Origin of the sequence: Alteribacillus persepolensis, from assembly GCF_900099605.1 — a bacterium.
Classification (GTDB): domain Bacteria; phylum Bacillota; class Bacilli; order Bacillales; family Marinococcaceae; genus Alteribacillus; species Alteribacillus persepolensis.
The window spans coordinates 397222-417568 of sequence record NZ_FNDK01000001.1 but is presented as its reverse complement, the minus strand read 5'-3'; the positions used below and the strand labels follow the sequence as shown (position 1 = coordinate 417568).

Genomic DNA, 20347 nt, shown 5'->3' with positions numbered 1-20347 from the left:
GCGATGCGGCTCGTTCGTTACACAGCTACCATTTTACTGCTTGCTGTACTACTTGCTTTGGAAACGAGTCTATCGTTTCAAGCGGATGGTTTTTTTCATTCAGATACGAAAAAGACAACGACGTATGACAGTTACAAACAGTTTGCAGCATTTGCTGAGGATCATCCTACACTTGATATTCATTTTCTGGATGTAGGCCAGGGAGACAGCACATTGATTGTGGCTCCTACAGGAGAGAGTATGTTAATTGATGGGGGGAAACCCGAAAACGGAGATGACATTGTCCGGTATTTGGAGACGCTGGGTATTGACAGGCTGGAATGGGTTGTGGCCACTCATCCTGATATCGACCATATTGGGGGATTGATTGACGTCTTGGAAAGTGTGGATGTGGAGAAGGTGCTAGACAGCGGCAGAGAACACGACACGAAAACATACCGAACCTACCGGAACACGATAAAAAAACATGACATCGACTTGTTCATCGCAGAAGAAGGAGAGCGTTTGAACACGGATATTGCTGATAAACTGCAGGTGTTAAATGCTTATCAAGAGAGTGATGTGCGTAATGACTCATCCATTGTGCTTCATATGTTTTACAAAGATATGTCGGTGTTATTTGCGGGGGATGCAACAATTTTAAATGAAAAAGAAATGGTGACAAAATATAACGTAAACGCAGATATATTGAAGGTCGCTCACCATGGTTCGCTTACTTCAACAGGAGAGAAGTTTGTCCAGGAAGTGCACCCGGAAATAGCGGTGATTACGTATGACAAAGACAACACGTTCGGTCATCCCAATGCCAGTGTTGTGAACCGGCTGCGAAATATTGGGGCAAAGACGTTTACAACGGAACAATCAGGGCATATTCAAGTGTCTTTGTACAACCATCATATACATGTTTCAAAAAAGCCGTGGGAGGGACAAGGCAGGAAGTTTCCGACACCTGTTCCCCGGAACGTGCAGTCTTTAGAGCCGAGCTATGATATGGATAAGCCTGTCAATATCAATAAAGCATCAAAAGACGACTTGACGGAGATTCCTTATGTAAGCCCGGTAACAGCCGAATTCATTGTATCTTACCGCAAAGAGCACGGACCGTTTCGTTCGAAAAGAGAATTAACACGGGTGAACGGTGTTGGAAAACATACGTATAAAAAGATAAAAAAGTATATTACCACGTAAGAATGCTATCCTGTTTTATGTCTTTTATGAGAGGAAGGGTTATTTCATGGACCTTACGATAATAGGGTAAGGTAGAAGACATATGAGCAGGAGGATGAATTTGTGCAAATACACGTTGTTTCCCCTGGAGAATCGTTATGGGCGATAGCCAACCAGTATCAAGTGTCCTATCAAGAGATTGCAGAAGCTAACAAGCTTCCTAACCCCGGTCAGCTTGTTGTGGGCCAGGCGTTAGTCATACCGACAGAAGGCCGCGTTCACAGACTTAGCCCTGGTGAAAGCATATGGCACGTGAGCCAGCGTTATCACATTCCTGTTGAATACCTTTTAATGAGAAATCAACTGCCGATGATGCCGCACCTTCCAGTTGGTTATGGCATCCATATTCCAGATGACATGAGGCAAAAGCCGTCTGTCGATGTTGGTGCATATATTGACCCAGCTATTACAGGTGACGAGTCAACAGCTGTGGTGAATGAAATAGGAGAATATTTAACCTTTCTTCAAGTCTTCAGCTATCAGCTGAATGCTGATGCGACACTTACTCCAATCGATGATCAAGCCATTATTAACACTGCTTATGAAAATAATATTGTCCCTTTGATGGTTATTACCAATATTGAAGATGATCAATTTAGCACTGAACTTGCTACTACTGTCTTAGAAAGTGAAGAGCTGCAGAATACGCTCTTGGATGAAGCAATAGCTATCATGGATGAAAAAGGCTACTTGGGGCTTGATTTTGATTTAGAATATTTAGGAGCAGAAAACAAAGAGAGATACAATCAGTTGATGAGAAAAGCAAAACAACGCCTTGATGAAAAAGGATATTTCTTATCCAGTGCACTAGCACCGCAAGTGGAACCGGGAATGCAAGGGGTTTTATATGAAGGGCATGACTTTCAAGCACACGGAGAAATTGCAGATTTTGTGTTTCTCATGACGTATGAATGGGGATGGACAGGAGGGCCTCCGCGCGCGGTTTCACCGCTGAATGAAGTGAGGCGGGTCATAGAATATGCCTTGAGCGTGATGCCTGGTGACAAAATCATGATGGGAATTCCGTTGTATGGTTATGATTGGGAATTGCCATTTGTAGAAGGAGAAACACAAGCTGAATCGATCGACCATCAACAAGCAATAGAACGGGCTGCCAGATACAATGCCGCGATTGAATACGATGAAGAAGAACAAGCGCCATTTTTTAGGTATTACGATGAAAATGGGGTGGAGCACGAAGTCTGGTTTGATGACGCACGAAGTATTCAAGCGAAATTTGATTTAGTAAAAGAGTATCAGCTGCGCGGATTTTATTATTGGGTGCTAGGCTCTGAATTTCCGCAAAATTGGCTGTTAATAGAAGATAACTTCCATGTGAATAAGCGTATTTAGCCAATGCATGAAAAAATGGGAACAGAACATATTAAAGAAGAGAACAGAACAAGGAGGTAAAAACAATGGCACGAATTGGCGTAGAAGAATCTCTGACAGATGTACAGCAGCAACTGCAAGAACAAGGACATGAGGTGGTAGCACTTCGGCAGGAATCAGATGCAAATGGCTGTGACTGCTGCGTCATTACAGGACAGGACCAAAACATGATGAATATTCAAAATACAGCCATGGAAGGGTCTGTTGTAAATGCCCATGGGTACAATTCAAATGAAATATGTGAACAGGTAGAACAAAAGCTGCAGCATTAAACAGAAGCTGAGTTAAAAACGTAAAAACTACAGAATAAGCCGAGTGATTCATAAGAATCGTTCGGCTTATTTGCTTATGCTTTTAGAAAACTGCATTTTGTTCAATGATGAAAGGAAAAGAAAAAAAGCGGTTTCTGCCATAAGGACTCAGCGTCATTTCTTTTATCGTTCAGTTATCGTTCAGCGATTGGGTGACCTGTTTTAGATTTGACTAGTCTCTTACTATACAAAATAAAAAATTTCACGTACCGTATTTTTATACTAAATAAAGATTTAATAAATTAAACAAATACCATTGTATTCATGATTTGAAAATGATATAGTTGACGTACTTAAGGTTGTTCATGCTTTGAATGGAAAGAAAAAGGTTTCCCTTTTTATCTTGTAGCAGAGTGGAACAAGTTTTAAGAATTTATTTGTGTGCAAAAGACACACAAGGAGGAAAAAGCAACATGGAACAAGGTACAGTTAAATGGTTTAACGCAGAAAAAGGTTTTGGATTTATCGAAAGAGAAGGCGCTGACGATGTATTTGTACATTTCTCTGCTATCCAAGAAGAAGGGTTTAAAACTCTAGAAGAAGGTCAAAACGTTTCTTTTGACATCGTTGAAGGTCAGCGTGGACCACAAGCAGCAAACGTTCAAAAATAATGCATACAGGCAAATAAATAAGTGGAGCCGCCAAACCAAGTGTTTGGCGGCTTTTTCTAATTCTTGAAAGGACAGTGAAATCATGATGATAGCTAGGACAATAACAGCAAAGCTATTGCTTGTATCAAAAGGGGATTAGTCAAGTTTTCTTTAACAAAAAGGAGAGATAAAGCGTTGACACAGCCAAAGGTTTTATTGATGGATGGCATGGGATTATTATTTCGGGGTTTTTTTGCTACATCTGTGTATGGCAATTATATGTACAATCAGCAAGGAGTACCGACCAACGGTGTGTACGGAATGATAAAGCATTTCCTTTCTGCTATTGATACGTTTCAGCCGACGCATGTAATGTGCTGTTGGGATACGTCTAGCCACACATTTCGTACCAGACTCTATCCAGCATATAAAGCCAAACGTCCAGAACCGCCGGAAGAATTGCTGCCTCAATTTGCTATGGCGAAAACAGTGATGGATGAAGCATTTGCGGTGCCAAATATCGGCATAGAAGATTTAGAGGCAGACGATTGTATTGGCACCATTGCCAAAGCGCTTACGCCAGAGCATGATGTTGTTATATTAACGGCAGATCAAGATATGCTGCAGCTTATTGAATCGCACATACACGTGGCATTAATGAAAAAAGGAATAGGAAATTATGAGATGCATACAGAGCAGACCTTTATTGAGAAAAAAGGTTATCGTCCTGACCAAGTCATTGACATGAAGGGACTGATGGGAGACAGCAGTGATAATTATCCGGGTGTCAAAGGCATCGGCGAGAAAACAGCGTGTGCATTGCTACGGCAATATGGAACCGTCGAAACTATCCTTCAACACTTGGATGAGCTGCCAAAAGGGGTAAAGAAAAAAATAGAAAATAATCTTGAGATGCTGTATATTTCAAGAGAGTTAGCCAAAATAAGGCTCGATGCCCCATTAACATATTCGTTGTCTGATGCGATGTGGCGATGGGAAAAAGAACGAGCAGTAAACACTTTGAAGCACTTTGGCATCAATATCACACTATCTGTTTGATACATCAATAGGTGATTATGAATCATGTACATACAGAGAAAACATTGTTGACAGATGAAAAATTATCCTCTACTCTTAAGTTATAATAAAGAAAGCAAGATAATAAAAAAATGCATAGATGGGGAAAAGGTGGAAGCAGTTGCTGCAGCTGTTTTCTTAAAAGGGAAGTCCGGTGAAAGACCGGCGCGGTCCCGCCACTGTAACTGGGTTGTTTGCTGAACAAGCCACTTTCGGATTGAAAAATCGAAGGGAAGGACAGCAAACGGAAAACCAGAAGCCAGGAGACCTGCCTTTTTCAACAACACCGTTCAACCTACGGGTCATAGGGAGGTGTTAAAGTGCGTGGGTCTTTTTTTATCCATTGGACTCTACCTGACAGATAAGACAGAAAAAGGTAAGCATCTTTAACACTCGCTATGGAGTGTTGAAGATGCTTTTTTTATGCTTGGCAGGAAAATACTGCGCTTTTCTTAAAACGTTGATGAAAGAAAGGATGAGGCGTGTGGCGGATGGAAAGGTTTTTGTTGTCGGTTTTGGTCCTGGTGATGAGGCGCATATGACACATCGTGCTAAAGAGGCACTGGTGGAATCCGATAGTGTGATTGGCTACAAAACATACATGGATTTAGTAAAGCATTTAATTCAAGGAAAAGAAATTGTTCGAACCGGTATGACAGAGGAAGTCAGCCGGGCACAAGAAGCAGTCAAGCAGGCACAAGCTGGTAAAAAGGTATCGGTCATTTCCAGCGGAGATGCTGGTTTATACGGTATGGCAGGCCTTGTATATGAAGTGCTGATGGAGCAAGACTGGCATGAGGAAGAAGGCATAGCAGTTGAAATTATTCCAGGTATCTCGGCGCTGAACTCCTGTGCATCCTTATTAGGTGCTCCAGTGATGCATGATGCCTGTACAATCAGCCTAAGTGATCATTTAACGCCTTGGAACCTTATTATGAAAAGGGTAGAAGCCGCAGCACAAGCGGACTTTGTCATTGCTCTTTACAATCCGAAAAGCGGAAAGCGCACCCGACAAATTGAAGAAACCCAGCGTATTTTACTGCAGCACCGGGACCCCAATACACCCGTTGGTCTCGTGAAAAGTGCGTACCGGCAAAGACAGCACATTGTGATGACTGATTTAGAGAATATGCTCAACTACGAAATAGGGATGCTGACTACAGTAATTATTGGGAATAATTCTACGTTTTACTATGACGGCAAAATGATTACACCGAGGGGATATCAACGCAAGTATACGTTAGGAGAAGAAAAGCAGCCATTAAAACCGGCTCAGCGTTTAAAACGTGAAGCAGAACCGTGGGCGCTGCATGGCGGGCAGAGCGAAGATGCCGCGGCAGCAAAACCGCGTCTGCAGTCTGCCGTTGACACAGCAGAGGAAGCCTTAGCAGCTGTAACAGGAGAAAGCGCAGAAACACAGCAGCTGGTACAAACAGAATTCCAACAGAAAGCTGTTTTTGAATTCGCTGTCTCCCCAGGTGTGTGGAACAAAAAGGTCAATGCCAGACAGCTTGCTTCTTTAGCCGAGATAATTGGCGATCAAGGAGAGGTTTCCTATACGACAAGTCATTACTTGCAAGTGTCTCTAGAAACAGATAATCCGACTACTATCACAGCAAAGCTTGAAGAAGACGGCTGGCTGGTAACACCGGTTGGGGATGTGATTCATGTGAAAGCGTGTGATTTTTGTGATGGAGAAAAAACTGGAGGCATTCCTTATGCCAAAGAGCTGCAAGAAAAACTTGGCGGCTTAAAAGTCCCAAAAGTGTTGAACATTGGATTTAATGGCTGCGGAATGGCTTGCTACGGTGCTGTAACAGATGATATCGGCATTATTTATCGAAAAGGTGCTTTTGATTTGTTTTTAGGCGCCAAAACAACCGGAAGAAATGCACATACCGGCCAGCCCGTCCAAGAAGGTTTGCCGCCGGAAAAGTTAGTAGAAACGATGACAGCCATTGTGGAAGAGTATCAAGAAAAAGGAATGCCAAATGAACGTTTCCATAAATTTTTCAAACGTGTACAAACAATCCAAGGCTTTGCGTATCAAAAGATGCCTGAACCTGTCGAAGTGAACAACCCTTGTGAATAGAAGGAGGAAGCAATGAAAGCTGTACTATTTATCGGCCATGGAAGCCGTAAGCAAAAAGGAAATCAAGATATTATCGATTTTGTAGAAACGATGAAACAAAGCATAGAGGTGCCAATTGTAGAAACAGCTTTTCTAGAATTTGCAGCACCAGCCATTACTGACGGAATAGAAGCGTGTGTGCGAAGAGGCGCTGATGAGGTAGCGATTGTTCCTATTATGTTTTTTCCGGCCGGACATTCCAAAATTCATATTCCGCAAGCGATAGATAAAGCAAAAGCAGCATACCCTTGGGTACGCTTTCGTTATGGACGACCAATTGGCATTCATCCAGAAATCGTTCATATCCTCGTAGAAAAACTAACAACAGAGACGAACTTACGGAGTGAAGAGCCTTCAGAAACAGCTATCCTTCTTGTAGGACGAGGCAGCAGTGACGCCGATGCAAATAGTGAATTATATAAGTTAGCACGGCTTTTGTCGGAACAATTAGACCATCAATTAGTAGAAACGTCTTATATTGGTGTGACAACACCTACGGTCGAAGAGGCTGTTTCTCGCTTGTCTCTTCTTCGCAAAAAAAGAATTATCCTCGTTCCGTATTTCTTTTTCAGCGGAATCTTAGTCGACCGCTCGGATGAAAAACTAGCAGACTTTGAAAAAGAATATCCAGACATTGCTTTTTCGATGACCGAGCCGATAGGATTTCATCCACGTCTTGAAATCATTTTAAGAGAACGAGCAGAAGAAGCACTTCAAGGTAAAGCCAGCTTAAATTGTGATGTGTGCCAGTACCGATTATTTGCACTGGAGCACATGGACATACATCACCACCATGACCACGAGCACTAATAGAAAGGAAGGATATGATGATTTTTATGCTGGCTGGGACGAGTGATGCAAAAGAACTGGCAGAAGCGGTGCAGCAAAACGGCTACCGCGTATTGGCCTCGGTGGTGACAGAAGAAGCAGCTGTGAAGCTGGAAAAAAATCGTATTTCAACGAGAGTGGGGCGTTTAAGCGCCCAAGAGATGGTAAATGTGATAAAAGATGAAGCCGTAAGTATTGTTGTGGATGCTTCTCATCCTTTTGCTGAAGACGCTTCAAAACATGCGATACAAGCAGCGAATGACGCGAACGTTCCTTATATTCGCTATGAACGCAGCTCGATTCATACATATGATTCTCACCTTTTCAAGGTAGATTCGTACGAAGAAGCGGCAGTCAAAGCGAAAAAAAAGAGCGGCACTGTTTTTTTAACAACAGGAAGCAAAACGTTGCATGTATTTGCCAAAGAACTGCTGGATGACAAAAACGTTCGAATGATTTGCAGAATGCTGCCGCGAATGGAAAACATGGAAAAGTGTAAGGAACTTGGCATTGAACAAAAAGATATTGTGGCGATGCAAGGACCGTTTTCCAAAGAATTGAACCAAGCCCTTTATAAACAATTTCATGTCGATGTGGTAGTAACCAAAGAAAGCGGAAAACAAGGTTCTTTTGATGAGAAAGTGACGGCGGCTTTGGATTTAGGTTTAGACGTTATTTTAATTAAACGACCGACTGTCGCTTATGAAAAGGTGACTCATGGTGTACACGGTGTGCTTGATTATTTACAAGGAGTTTACATGAAGGAGGAGAAATAGATGGATTTTTCAACTGAATTTAAGCCTTTGACGGTCCAGCCGGCCGAAATCGAAGGGAAAAGTTTTGAACTGATAACAGAAGAAATTGGCCATCATTCTTTTACAACGGAGCAATACCCTGTTGTACAGCGCATTATTCATGCTTCTGCTGACTTTGAATTAGGAAAAAGTGTTCAATTTCACCCTGATGCCGTACGGGCAGGTGTTCACGCTGTTCGCTCCGGCAAAGGAATTGTCGCAGATGTGCAGATGATTCAAGCAGGTATTAGCAAGCCGAAACTGCAGCAGTTCGGCGGGGACGTTCGCGTGTACATTTCTGATCCTGATGTCATGGAAGAGGCGAAGCGTTTGAACACAACGCGTGCGATTGTGTCGACACGTAAAGCGATTCGAGAAGCAGATGGTGCTGTTTTTGCAATAGGAAATGCTCCAACCGCTTTACTCGAACTCATTCGGCTAGTCAAAAGCGGGGAAGCGAAGCCAGGCCTTGTCGTTGGCATGCCGGTTGGATTTGTATCAGCTCAAGAGTCCAAAGAGGAACTCGCCAAGCTTGACATCCCATATATTACGAACCTAGGAAGAAAAGGCGGAAGCCCGGTAACCGTCGCGGCTGTTAATGCGCTGATTCGCATTGCCGAACAACAGGTGGCTTATGAAGAACAAGCAAACACCTAAAAAAGATCCAAAAGATTTACGATATGGTTACACAACCGGAGCCAATGCAGCAGCGGCTGCGAAAGCGGCTGTACTGAGTTTGGCGACACAGTCGAAAGTGATGCAAGTAGACATCACCTTGCCAATTGGAAAACGGGTATCGTTTCAAATGAAAGATATTACGTTTGATACGCAATCAGCACAAGCAAGCATTGTTAAAGATGCAGGTGATGATCCAGATGCGACACACCTGGCAGAAATTATTGCCACGGTAAAATGGCATGATGACTTACGAATAGACGGCGGTATCGGGGTTGGACGGGTAACAAAAACCGGCTTGCCTGTACCTGTTGGAGAAGCGGCGATTAATCCAGTGCCGCGCAAAATGATTACAGAAGCAGTGAAGGATGTATTAGGAGAAACAAAACATCATGGAGCAGAAATTATTATTTCCGTTCCAGAAGGCGAGACCATTGCTGAGCAAACGATGAATGCAAGACTTGGCATCGTTGGGGGCATTTCTATTCTTGGTACACGCGGCACTGTCGTTCCGTTTTCAACAGCGGCATTTAAAGCAAGCATTGCACAAGCTGTCAGTGTGGCTTCAACAAGCAGCTGTGATCACATTATTCTCTCCACTGGCGGCCGCAGCGAAAAGTATGCCATGACACTATTTCCTGACCTGCAGCAAGAAGCATTTGTAGAAATGGGTGATTTTGTAGGTTTTAGTTTAAAGCAAGTGAAGGCGAAAAAATGCAAAAGAGCAACACTGGTTGGGATGATGGGGAAGTTTTCAAAAGTGGCACAAGGAATTATGATGGTACATTCCAAAAGTGCACCGGTTGATTTTGGTTTTTTAAAAGATATCGCAAAACAAGCTGGTGCAGATGAGGTGCTCTTGGAAAAGGTAGAGCAAGCAAATACAGCGACAGAAGCTGGTAACGTGATGAAAGATGCAGAATTGGATGAATTTTTCACGTTGCTCGCTCAACGCGCAGCCATAGCTGGTTACGAACATATAGGCGGTGGAATCGAAGTAGAAGTCGTATTAATGACAATGAAAAATGAATTGTTGGCACAAACCGTCTATAAAGGGCCGGGGAAAGAGAATGCGAGGTGTGAAATATGACGATTAGAGTGATTGGGATGGGAGAAGACGGGCCGTCAGGGCTGTTGCCGCTTTATAAAGATTGGATTAATAACAGTGAACGATTAGCGGGAGGAAAGCGGCAATTAGCATATTTTCCTGATTACCAAGGAGAGAAAGTCGTTCTTGAACGTGGTTTAAAACAAACGATTGACAGCTGGGGGGAAGAATCAAAGGAAACAATTGTTCTTGCCTCCGGGGATCCGCTCTTTTTTGGGATTGGAGCATATCTAGCTAAAAAACGAAAGGATGTCAGTATTCATCCAGCATTAAGCTCCATTCAACTTGCGTTTGCAAGAATAAATGAAAGCTGGCAAGATGCAGCGTTTATTAGCGTACATGGCAGAAAGATGGACGGGCTGGCTCAAAAAGTTTCAGGAAAGAAAAAGGTATGTTTATTAACCGATGAGCACAACAATCCAGCACGTATTGCCCGATACCTGCTTTATTTTGGAATGAGTGAATACAAGATGTGCATCGGAGAACAGCTTGGTACGAAAAAAGAACATGTACAGTGGCTTTCTCTTGAAGAAGCAGCTGGTTACCAGGCTGACTCGCTGAATGTCGTTATTTTAAAAGCGGAAAAGCCACAAACAAAGCCTTCTATTGGGATACCAGATGATATGTTTATACAAAGAAAGCCTGATAAAGGGTTAATTACAAAACAAGAAGTGCGTGTGTTAAGTTTATCGGCTTTGAACGTGCAAAAAAATAGTACGGTGTGGGACATTGGAACGTGTACGGGTTCGGTTGCTATTGAAGCGGCACACCTTTGCGAACAAGGGCAAGTATATGCGATCGAAAAAAACGAACAAGATATCGCCTATGCTAAAGAAAATGCTGCCCGGCTGCGAAGTGACATCCATTTTTATCACGGCAAAGCGCCGGATTACTTGGAAGAGTGGCCGGCCCCCGATGCTGTTTTCATCGGTGGCACTGGTGGAGATATGGAGGAATTACTCCTGTTATGTGTAAAAAAATTAAACCCTGGTGGCCGCATCGTGTTAAATGCAGCTACCATAGAGACATTATCGACAGCAAAACACTTGCTGCATCAACTTGGCTGTGAAGTTGATATTACCATGACGCAGCTGGCGCGCAGTAAACCGATTTTACATATGACGCGCTTTGAAGGGTTAAATCCTGTTTATATTGTGACAGCTAGGCCAAAGGAGAGGAAGACATGACACGTTTTGGGAAAATCATTGGGACTGGTGTTGGGCCAGGAGATCCAGAATTGTTGACGATTAAAGCATACCGAGCGTTGAAAGAAGCAGATGTCGTTGCGTATCCGCGTAAGCGAAAAGGTGCCAAAAGCTATGCCTATCAAATTATAGAACCTTATGAAAATGTCATAAAAGAAAAAATCGGTCTCGTTTTTCCGATGACAAAGGACAAGGAAGTATTAGAAAAAGAGTGGAATCATATTGCTTTTACGTTGTTTGAACATGCCAAACAAGGTAAAGATATTGTCTTTGTTACCGAAGGCGATCCTATGCTTTACAGTACGTTTATCCATTTGTGGAAAACAATGAAAAAACATTATCCAGAAGTAGAAGTAGCCTCTATTCCTGGAATTTCTTCTATGACAGCAATTGCCTCAACAATGATGGTGCCGCTTGCCGATGGGGATGAGTGGACGGCGGTTGTTCCCGCAACAGATAATCGCGCCAGCATGAAACAAGCATTGCTTGATCATGACGGAGTCGTCTTTATCAAAGTGGCAAAAGTACTCCCGATGATAATTGATCTATTAGAGGAGCTGAACCTTCTTGATACCGCAGCTGTGGCGACAAAAGTAACTTCACGCGACGAGTGGATATGGAAAGATGTCGCTGAATTAAAGACGGCGGAGCTGGAATATTTAACGTTATTGATGGTGCGAAAACAGAAAGAGGGGGTGCTGCAATGAGTGTGCCAACTGTTTACATTGTTGGAGCAGGACCAGGGGATCCAGAACTTATTACAGTGAAAGGACAGCGTATTATAGAAGAAGCAGACCTCATTTTGTACACCGATTCACTCGTCAATCCTGCTCTTTTTAAACATATCAAGCAAGGGGCCGTCGTTCAAAAAAGTGCGGGAATGGCATTAGAAGAGATCGTTTCCTTCATGGTTGAAGCAGTGAAAGCGGGAAAAAATGTAGCACGAGTGCATACGGGGGACCCAACCGTTTACGGTGCTGTGTTAGAACAAATGAGAATGCTTCATGAACAGCAGATTGAAACGGAAATCATTCCCGGTGTCAGCTCCGCATTTGCCGCTGCCGCAAGTGCTGGTTTGGAACTAACCGTCCCGGAGTTAACACAAACCGTCATTTTGACCAGAGCCGAAGGCCGCACGCCAATGCCGGATAAAGAAAAATTAGTGGATCTTGCCCGACACCAATGCAGTACGGCGCTCTTTTTAAGTGCAGCACTAATAAAAAAAGTGGTTGATGCGTTTTTTACAGCAGGCTGGAGTGCAGATGATGCTTGTGTAGTTGTATACAAGGCGAGTTGGCCGGACGAAAAAATCGTACGAACAACTCTTGGAAATCTCCATGAAGACATGCGGAAAAACCGAATTACCAAACAAGCCATGGTTATTATCAGCAAAGCTGCTGACGAGCGTGTGTTACAAAGTGGCAAGTATCAATCAAAGCTGTATGATAAAACATTCACACACGGCTACCGAAAAGGGGTGCCTTCTTATGAATAAAATTGCTGTTGCTGCCATTACCAAACATGGCACACAATTAGCGCGCAGGCTTTATCATGAAGGCCTGCCGGCAGACGTGTTCTACATGCAAAAATTTGCACGTGGAGATGAAGATGAAAAGGGATTTACCTTATTTGAAGGATCTGTGAGAAAACAGCTGCCGACTTGGTTTGAACAATACGACGGCATTGTTTTAATCATTTCGTTAGGTGCTGTTGTGCGTATGATCAGTCCACTATTAAAAGATAAAAAGATAGATCCAGCAGTTGTTGTTATTGATGACAATGGGGACTTTGCCATTAGTGTTCTCTCCGGGCATTTAGGAGGTGCCAATCATTTAACACGGCAAGTGGCTTCTAAACTTGACGCAACCCCCGTCATTACAACCGCCTCAGACGTTCAAGGGACGATTCCTGTTGATATTTTTGGTCAATCCTTCGGGTGGACCATTGAAGATTTTACACATGTCACAAGAGCCAGTGCGGCAGTGGTCAACGAAGAGCCGCTGCTCATCTTGCAGGAGTCAGGGGAAAAAAGCTGGTGGCCTTCTGCTAAACCATTACCAGCGCAGATGCGCGTAGTGTCTTCGATGGAAGAAGAAGCGTTGCAAGAGGCTCACTGCGCTCTTGTAATTACACATCGAATGCTTTCGGACAGCGATCGAAATAAATTGCCGCATATCCATGTCGTATATCGTCCGAAAGTTATTCATATTGGGATTGGCTGTAATCGCGGCACAGAAGCGGGAGAAATCGAAGCTGTGATTCGGAAAACGCTGGAAAAGTGGAAGCTCAGTCCAGCTTCTATTAAAAAAATAGCCACGATTGATTTGAAAAAAGACGAGAAAGGCCTGTTGGAAGTTTGCGAGAAAAACGAGTGGCCTTTTGTTTATTACACGCCCAACGAACTCAATCGTGTGTCGATCCCGCACCCATCAGATGTGGTTTATAAGTACACTGGTGCTTATGGTGTCAGCGAGCCGGCCGCGGTTTTGTCATCAGGGAATGAAACACTCTTGATTGAAAAAGAAAAGCAAGGCAATGTAACAATTTCCATTGCCGTTGAAGAATGGGAATAGTGAGGGGGAAGTAATGTGCACCCAAGAGTAGTAATTGCAGGAACGGGAAGTGGCACAGGGAAAACGACAGTATCAATTGGTTTAATGGCAGCATTAAAGAGAAAGGGGCTGACGGTACAAGGGTTTAAGTGCGGCCCTGACTATATCGATCCAAGTTATCACACAGCAGTAACAGACCGGACATCGCGGAATTTGGACAGCTGGATGTTAGATGAACCGATGGTGCAGCGTGTGTTTCAACAAGGTGCAAATGATGCGGACATTTCTGTGATTGAAGGTGTCATGGGGATGTATGATGGAAAAAGTCCTGAATCAGACCGCGGCAGCACAGCAGAAATCAGTAAGCTGCTGCAAGCACCTGTCATACTTGTTGTAAACATTGGCGCAATGGCTCGCAGTGCTGCTGCAATAGTAAAAGGATTTCAACTGTTATCACAAGATACAACGGTGGGCGGTGTCATTGTCAATCAAGCCGGGAGTGAAGGACATGCCAAGCTATGTCAAACCGCTATTGAAAAAGAATGCGGAGTGCCTGTTGTCGGTTATTTAAAGAAAGGCGATGTAGAAGCGATTCCTGAGCGTCATCTCGGTTTAATTCCTGCTATAGAGCGCGGGGAATTGGATTCTTTTTTTGGCTCCTTGACAACCGCTGTTGAAACGCAAGTGGATATAGAAAAAATACAAGAAATCGCAAAAAGCGCACCAGAGCTGGCGATGCCATCAATCACACCAAAACGAACAGAAAAAATAGTCAATATTGCGGTTGCTTATGATGCGGCTTTTAATTTTTATTATCGAGAAAATCTCGAAATGCTAGAAGAAAACGGCGCCCGTTTATTGTATTTCAGCCCGCTTGCAGGAGACGTTCTGCCGGAAAACAGCCACGCCTTGTATATTGGCGGCGGGTTTCCAGAAGAATTTGCCGAGCAGTTAGAGCAGCAAGCAGCTGTCAAAGCTTCCATCAAACAAGCCAAAGAAGCAGGTCTTCCCATCTATGCAGAGTGCGGCGGTTATATGTATTTAATGGAGACGCTTGTTACAACGAAAAACACAAGACACGAAATGATAGGAATTATTCCAGCTGAAGCAGCGATGCAGTCATCTCTGGCGGCGTTGGGATATCGCACCATTACGGCATTAGAAGATACAACGATTTTAAAAGCTGGTGACACAGCAAAAGGCCATGAGTTTCATTATTCCATGACGAGGCCGGCATACGAATGGAAACAAGCGTACCAGGTACAAACATTGCGCAAAACCGAAAAAGAAGGATATGTCCGTCATAATGTGACGGCAGGATACAGCCATATTCACTTTGGAACAAACCCTGGCATTGCCAAACGCTTTGTCGAGCAGGCGGCGCTGTGGAAAAAAAACAGGGAGGAAAGTCTATGAAATCAGGGTATGTTTATATAACCGGAGCGGGACCGGGAGATGTAAAGCTGTTAACAGTCAAAGCGATTGAAGCACTGCAGCAATCAGACGTTGTGATTTACGATCGATTAGTAAACAACGATATATTAGAACACGTTCCTGCACAGGCAGAGTTTATTTATTGCGGAAAACTGCCAAAAAATCACCGTTTGCGCCAAGAAGAAATTAATCAATTGTTAAGTGATTATGCGAGCCAAGGAAAAACCGTTACGCGTTTAAAAGGCGGGGACCCGTTTGTGTTTGGCCGAGGCGGAGAAGAAGCTCAGCATTTAGCGGACGTGGGAATTCCTTTTGACGTTATTCCGGGAATCAGTTCTGGTTTGGCAGCGCCCGCTTATGCTGGTATTCCGGTCACTCACCGTGCATACAGCAGTTCTGTTGCGATGCTGACTGGCCACTTGCCCGATGAACAAGATGATAAAAAATGGAAGGCTTTAGCGGAAGGGATAGACACGATTATTTTTTATATGGGCATGCAGCAGATAGATATGATTGCCCGATGTCTGATTGATGCTGGTCAATCTCCTGACACTCCCGCTGCCGTTATTGAATGGGGAACGACAGACTGGCAGCAAACGGTAACCGCTTCTCTTATCACGCTTGCGGAAACTGTTCACCGAGCTGGTCTCAGCCATCCGGCCATTATTATTGTTGGTGATGTTGTGCATCTGCATGAGGCGATCGATTGGTTTAACAAAGAACAGGCGCCTGCAAGGGTAAACCATGAAACGTAAAGAACGTTCCATGCCCTTTTTATACATCGGGCTCACGGCCGCACTGTTATTCACATGTTTTATATCACTTTTTATAGGTGCTGCCTCGCTTTCACCACGCGTTGTCATCCATGTGTTTCTAAAAGTGTTTGGAAATGCCGGGGGTGAATTGACCACCTCAGAACACATTATATGGAGCCTGCGCCTGCCGCGGACAGTTCTAGCGTTAACGGTGGGAGCAGGACTTGCGGTATGCGGTGTCGCCATTCAAGCATTAATCAAAAACCCTCTTGCAGATCCTTACATATTAGGTGTGTCTTCTGGAGCATCACTTGGAGCAGTACTTGCAATTATTGTTGGTACATTTTCTTTTATTGGAAGTTTCGCCATACCAGTTTCTGCATTTGTTGGTGCATTGTCAGCTGTTGCGGTCGTGTACATGCTTGCAAAAGAGCGATTTCACCTATCCATTACCAAACTTTTATTGTCGGGTGTTGCAATTTCGATGATCTGTAGTGCGTTGACCAGCCTGGTTGTCATTTTAAATCCACGTGATGAAGGAATTCAGACAGCATTATATTGGATGTTAGGAAGTTTGGCAGGGGCGGAAATGTCTGAACTTTGGCTGCCGCTGATGGTGATTAGTTTTGGCTACATGTATCTTTTCTTGTCTTACCGTTCTTTGAATGTTCTTGTAACCGATGACCAAACAGCCCAATCAGTAGGACTTCGCATTGAAACATTTAAAATCGCTCTTATTATGTTAACCGCCCTCTTAACGAGTGTACTCGTGGCATACAGTGGTGCGATTGGCTTTGTAGGGTTGATGATACCGCATGTGGCTCGGATGATTGTCGGGGCTGACCACAGAATTCTGCTGCCGGTTAGTGCTTTCATAGGAAGCCTGTTTTTAATCTGGGCTGATATTGCAGCTAGAACCATTGCTAGTCCGGAAGAGCTTCCTATCGGTATTATAACAGCTGTCTGTGGAGGTCCTTTTTTTATTTGGCTGCTGCGAAAAAGCCACTATACAGTTTAGGAGGAGAAAACCGATATGAAGGCATTTTGGTTGTTCTTTTTTGTGATTTTGTTAACAGCCTGTCATACGCCAGAAGCAGAACAAGCACAAAGCAGTGAACGTCTGAGCGTACAGAACGGTGATGTAGAAATTAAGCTTGAACATCCCCCGGAGCGCGCCATTACACTTAACCAACATGTAACGGAAGTGATGCTTGCACTTGGACTCGAAGATAGAATGATTGGCACTGCTTATTTGGATGATAACATACACCCAGATTTGAAAGATGCTTATGAAGATATTCCTGTTCTCGCTGAGCGATACCCCTCACAAGAAACAATTTTAGAAGCTAATCCTGATTTTTTATATGCTGGCTGGGAAAGTGCTTTTCAAACTGGCGCGGCAGGGAGTCGGGATGATTTAAAAGAATACGGCATCACAACGTACTTACACGAATCTTCCCAAACAGTTCAGCCGAATATAGATGATGTCTTTCAAGATATTCGAAATATCGGAAAGGTTTTTCAAAAAGAAGAAGAAGCTGCAGCATTAATAGAGGAAATGCGTCATGACATCGAGAAGATAACAGAAGATATCCCCGTAAACCAAGACAAGAAAAAAGTGTTTGTGTATGACAGCGGGGAGGACGCACCGCTTACAGCTGGTCAAAATTTTTTAAATACATTAATTGAATTAGCAGAGGCAGAGAATATTTTTCATATGATAGAAACAGGCTGGACGACAGTGAGCTGGGAAAAAGTTGCAGAAAAAAACCCGGATGATATCATTATCATTGATTATGGTGATACCAGCGCAGAAGACAAAATACAATTTTTAGTAGACCATCCTGTGATGAAAAATCTGGATGCTGTTCAAGAAAAGAGATTTACAGTTATCCCATTATCAGCAGCTTCGGAGGGGATCCGTGCTCCCATGACATTGGATAGGTTAATAACTGGTTTGTACGAATGAACGTAGCATGTAGCTGAAATGAGGGGTGAGGCAATGAAAAATAAATGTTCAGAAGCAGAAAGACAAGCTGTTTATAAAGCAATCTTTAACCGGCGCGATGTACGAAGCTTTCGTCATGATCCTGTTTCTGAAGAGGCGGTAAAGCGTATTTTACAGGCCGCCCATCATGCTCCTTCCGTTGGTTTTATGCAGCCATGGAATTTTATTATAATCTCAGCCGAAGAGAAAAAAGAGCAGCTGGCGTGGGCTGCGGAAAAAGAACGCAAAGCGCTCGCAATACATTATGAAGGAGAAAGAGAAACACAGTTTTTACAGCTCAAAGTAGAAGGGTTGAAAGAAGCCCCTCTTACCATTTGTGTCACATGTGACCCTACCAAAGGCGGTTCACATGTATTAGGACGTAATTCGATTCCGGAAACAGATATGTTATCAACTGCTTGTGCTATACAAAATATGTGGCTTGCTGCTTACGCGGAAGGTCTTGCCATGGGGTGGGTCAGCTTCTATAAAAAGAACGATGTGCGTGATATCTTAAATATCCCCCCGCACATTGATCCTACGGCTTTGTTGTCACTGGGCTACACCGATAACTATCCAGAAAAACCGATTTTAGAAACAATGAACTGGGAACAAAGACAATCGCTGCAGCAGCGAATCTTTTTTGACGAATGGGATCAGGCGAAAAAGCCATGAGAAACTTGTTTCTCATGGCTTTTTTCTACCCTGCTCTCTTATGAAGCGGCAGAGCGTTCGCGATTGGCATGTCGAAACACATTAATCATAAATAGCAAAGCGCCAAGCACAATTAAAACGGAACCAGTAATGGTGAAAGAAACGAGGGCATAACTTTCGCTCCACAGCATAATGAAAAGTGTTCCTTGCATAAGCGGCACTCCGATATTATGAAGCCAAAAGTGAATGGTTGCTAACCGCGTTCTACTTGCAGTAGGATAAATATAGTAAATAACTCCAAACAAAGCCATGGATACCCATCCTAATAAGTGAAGGTGAGCATGTACGGTGGTGAATGTAAATTGCTGGCTGATCCCCATGTACAACCCCATGCATACTCCGATAAACAGGTATACGACAGCAATTTTCATGAAACGCGCAGTCATTGGTTATCACCTGGCTTTCTAAAGTATCATCCATTCATTTTATCGCTGTGTTTCATGAAACATGACTATATTTTTTGCAGAAAAAGGAGGATTTTTTGTGAAAGCAGTAGTACACGAAAAACAAATGGGAAAAGCGGGATTATCGCTGCGTCAAATAGAAAAGAAAGACCCGGCACAAGGTGAAGTAACAGTGAAGCTGAAATCAGCTGGCTTAAACCATCGTGATATTTTTGTGCTGGATCGGCACAAACCTGAAGATCCACCTGTCATCTTGGGTTCTGATGGAGCAGGTGTCATTGAATCAGTAGGGACAGGCGTTCAAAGGGTAAATGTTGGTGACGAAGTTGTCATTAATCCAGGACTGGGCTGGGAAATGAATAGTGATGCACCGCCGGAAGGTTTTCAAATACTAGGATTTCCTGATAATGGAACATTTGCGGAATACCTTACAGTTTCAGCAGATAGCGTAGAGAAAAAACCCGAACATTTGAATTGGGAGGAAGCAGGTGTATTTTCGTTAGCTGCCTTAACAGCTTACCGGGCATTATTTACAAGAGGAAAGATCCACTCAGATATGACAGTGCTTATTCCTGGTATCGGAAGCGGTGTGGCGACCTTTTTACTGCAGTTTGCCAAAGCAGCAGGTGCAACCGTTTACGTAACGTCCCGTTCGGAAGCCAAGCGGGAAAAAGCACTCGAGCTTGGTGCGGACCTTGCTATTGACAGCAATGATGACTGGGATAAACAATTACATGGGACACAAGCGGATCTTGTAATTGAAAGTGTTGGTGCTGCAACATTTGACCAATCGCTTCATCAGCTGCGCCGTGGAGGAACACTGGTGACATTCGGTGCTTCGGCCGGTGACACAATTCAACTTGATTTGCGTTCGTTTTTCTATGGACAATACAACCTATTGGGTTCGACAATGGGAAGTGCAGAAGAGTATAGAGACATGCTTCAATTGATCGAATCGCAGCAAATTAGGCCGGTCATGGACCGCACCTATACATTGGAACAGTTTCACAAAGGTTTTAAGAGGTTAGAAGAAGCACAGCAGTTTGGAAAAGTTGGTTTTCAGATCTCCATGTAATGTGGCTATATTCGTCGAAAAAATAATGCTGCTTACGAACAATTTTCTACAATATTTTGAGACATTTTCCTGTATGATAAGATATGTA

At 43.5% G+C, this 20347-nt stretch carries 21 protein-coding genes and 1 riboswitch; of the genes, 20 read left to right on the top strand and 1 reads right to left on the bottom strand.

What is annotated here, in order from left to right:
* Positions 1 to 3 precede the first annotated feature (3 nt).
* The 19 genes from BLT18_RS02045 (at position 4) to bluB (ending at position 18741) form a co-directional block, all read left to right on the top strand.
* Positions 4 to 1188 carry a helix-hairpin-helix domain-containing protein gene (locus BLT18_RS02045; RefSeq protein ID WP_175487334.1) on the top strand — a complete coding sequence of 395 codons (1185 nt, stop codon included), beginning with the start codon at positions 4 to 6 and terminating at the stop codon, positions 1186 to 1188.
* 102 nt (positions 1189 to 1290) lie between these two features.
* Entirely contained in the window at positions 1291 to 2580 is a 1290-nt protein-coding gene (locus BLT18_RS02040) for a glycosyl hydrolase family 18 protein (RefSeq protein ID WP_091270713.1), read from the top strand.
* Positions 2581 to 2645: 65 nt separating this feature from the next.
* Positions 2646 to 2891: a YkuS family protein gene (locus tag BLT18_RS02035; RefSeq protein ID WP_091270712.1), complete on the top strand. Its 246-nt coding sequence runs from the start codon at positions 2646 to 2648 to the stop codon at positions 2889 to 2891.
* Positions 2892 to 3343: 452 nt separating this feature from the next.
* Positions 3344 to 3541: a cold-shock protein gene (locus tag BLT18_RS02030; protein WP_091270710.1), complete on the top strand. Its 198-nt coding sequence runs from the start codon at positions 3344 to 3346 to the stop codon at positions 3539 to 3541.
* A gap of 174 nt (positions 3542 to 3715) precedes the next feature.
* A complete protein-coding gene (locus tag BLT18_RS02025; RefSeq protein ID WP_091270709.1) occupies positions 3716 to 4579 on the top strand; it encodes a 5'-3' exonuclease in 864 nt (287 codons plus the stop codon).
* Positions 4580 to 4689: 110 nt separating this feature from the next.
* Positions 4690 to 4887, top strand: a riboswitch (cobalamin riboswitch).
* Between the two features lie 194 nt (positions 4888 to 5081).
* Positions 5082 to 6689, top strand: coding sequence for a precorrin-3B C(17)-methyltransferase (cobJ, locus tag BLT18_RS02020; protein WP_281242322.1), 1608 nt, complete (start codon positions 5082 to 5084; stop codon positions 6687 to 6689).
* 12 nt (positions 6690 to 6701) lie between these two features.
* Entirely contained in the window at positions 6702 to 7538 is an 837-nt protein-coding gene (locus BLT18_RS02015) for a sirohydrochlorin chelatase (RefSeq protein ID WP_091270707.1), read from the top strand.
* A 17-nt stretch (positions 7539 to 7555) separates the two neighbouring features.
* Positions 7556 to 8332 (top strand): precorrin-6A reductase, encoded by a 777-nt coding sequence (gene cobK / locus BLT18_RS02010; RefSeq protein ID WP_175487355.1) that lies wholly within the window; start codon positions 7556 to 7558, stop codon positions 8330 to 8332.
* A complete protein-coding gene (locus BLT18_RS02005) occupies positions 8333 to 9007 on the top strand; it encodes a precorrin-8X methylmutase (protein WP_091270704.1) in 675 nt (224 codons plus the stop codon). It begins immediately after the preceding gene.
* Positions 8985 to 10115: a cobalt-precorrin-5B (C(1))-methyltransferase gene (locus BLT18_RS02000; protein WP_091270702.1), complete on the top strand. Its 1131-nt coding sequence runs from the start codon at positions 8985 to 8987 to the stop codon at positions 10113 to 10115. The genes BLT18_RS02005 and BLT18_RS02000 overlap by 23 nt, the downstream gene beginning before the upstream one ends.
* The gene (gene cbiE / locus BLT18_RS01995) at positions 10112 to 11320 is read left to right on the top strand and encodes a precorrin-6y C5,15-methyltransferase (decarboxylating) subunit CbiE (protein WP_091270701.1); all 1209 of its coding nucleotides are present in this window, start codon (positions 10112 to 10114) and stop codon (positions 11318 to 11320) included. Before BLT18_RS02000 ends, cbiE begins: the two co-directional genes overlap by 4 nt.
* A complete protein-coding gene (cobI, locus tag BLT18_RS01990; RefSeq protein WP_091270699.1) occupies positions 11317 to 12045 on the top strand; it encodes a precorrin-2 C(20)-methyltransferase in 729 nt (242 codons plus the stop codon). The genes cbiE and cobI overlap by 4 nt, the downstream gene beginning before the upstream one ends.
* Complete coding sequence (cobM, locus tag BLT18_RS01985) at positions 12042 to 12833, top strand: precorrin-4 C(11)-methyltransferase (RefSeq protein ID WP_091270698.1); 792 nt, start codon at positions 12042 to 12044, stop codon at positions 12831 to 12833. The genes cobI and cobM overlap by 4 nt, the downstream gene beginning before the upstream one ends.
* Positions 12826 to 13911 carry a cobalt-precorrin 5A hydrolase gene (locus BLT18_RS01980; protein WP_091270696.1) on the top strand — a complete coding sequence of 362 codons (1086 nt, stop codon included), beginning with the start codon at positions 12826 to 12828 and terminating at the stop codon, positions 13909 to 13911. Before cobM ends, BLT18_RS01980 begins: the two co-directional genes overlap by 8 nt.
* Before the next feature lie 15 nt (positions 13912 to 13926).
* Entirely contained in the window at positions 13927 to 15306 is a 1380-nt protein-coding gene (locus BLT18_RS01975; protein WP_091270694.1) for a cobyrinate a,c-diamide synthase, read from the top strand.
* Positions 15303 to 16079, top strand: a complete 777-nt coding sequence (gene cobA / locus BLT18_RS01970) for a uroporphyrinogen-III C-methyltransferase (RefSeq protein WP_091270693.1) — start codon at positions 15303 to 15305, stop codon at positions 16077 to 16079. Before BLT18_RS01975 ends, cobA begins: the two co-directional genes overlap by 4 nt.
* Positions 16069 to 17097: a FecCD family ABC transporter permease gene (locus BLT18_RS01965; protein ID WP_091270691.1), complete on the top strand. Its 1029-nt coding sequence runs from the start codon at positions 16069 to 16071 to the stop codon at positions 17095 to 17097. Before cobA ends, BLT18_RS01965 begins: the two co-directional genes overlap by 11 nt.
* Positions 17098 to 17112: 15 nt before the next feature.
* A complete protein-coding gene (locus BLT18_RS01960) occupies positions 17113 to 18048 on the top strand; it encodes an ABC transporter substrate-binding protein (RefSeq protein ID WP_245705144.1) in 936 nt (311 codons plus the stop codon).
* A 33-nt stretch (positions 18049 to 18081) separates the two neighbouring features.
* Positions 18082 to 18741 (top strand): 5,6-dimethylbenzimidazole synthase, encoded by a 660-nt coding sequence (bluB, locus tag BLT18_RS01955; RefSeq protein ID WP_091270689.1) that lies wholly within the window; start codon positions 18082 to 18084, stop codon positions 18739 to 18741.
* Positions 18742 to 18779: 38 nt separating this feature from the next.
* On the opposite strand, the gene BLT18_RS01950 is transcribed toward bluB, so the two are convergent.
* Positions 18780 to 19166 carry a cbb3-type cytochrome c oxidase subunit I gene (locus BLT18_RS01950; protein ID WP_091270688.1) on the bottom strand — a complete coding sequence of 129 codons (387 nt, stop codon included), beginning with the start codon at positions 19164 to 19166 and terminating at the stop codon, positions 18780 to 18782.
* Positions 19167 to 19263: 97 nt separating this feature from the next.
* Between BLT18_RS01950 and BLT18_RS01945 the strand changes: the two genes are divergently transcribed.
* Positions 19264 to 20259 carry a zinc-binding dehydrogenase gene (locus BLT18_RS01945; RefSeq protein ID WP_091270686.1) on the top strand — a complete coding sequence of 332 codons (996 nt, stop codon included), beginning with the start codon at positions 19264 to 19266 and terminating at the stop codon, positions 20257 to 20259.
* Positions 20260 to 20347: the final 88 nt, after the last annotated feature.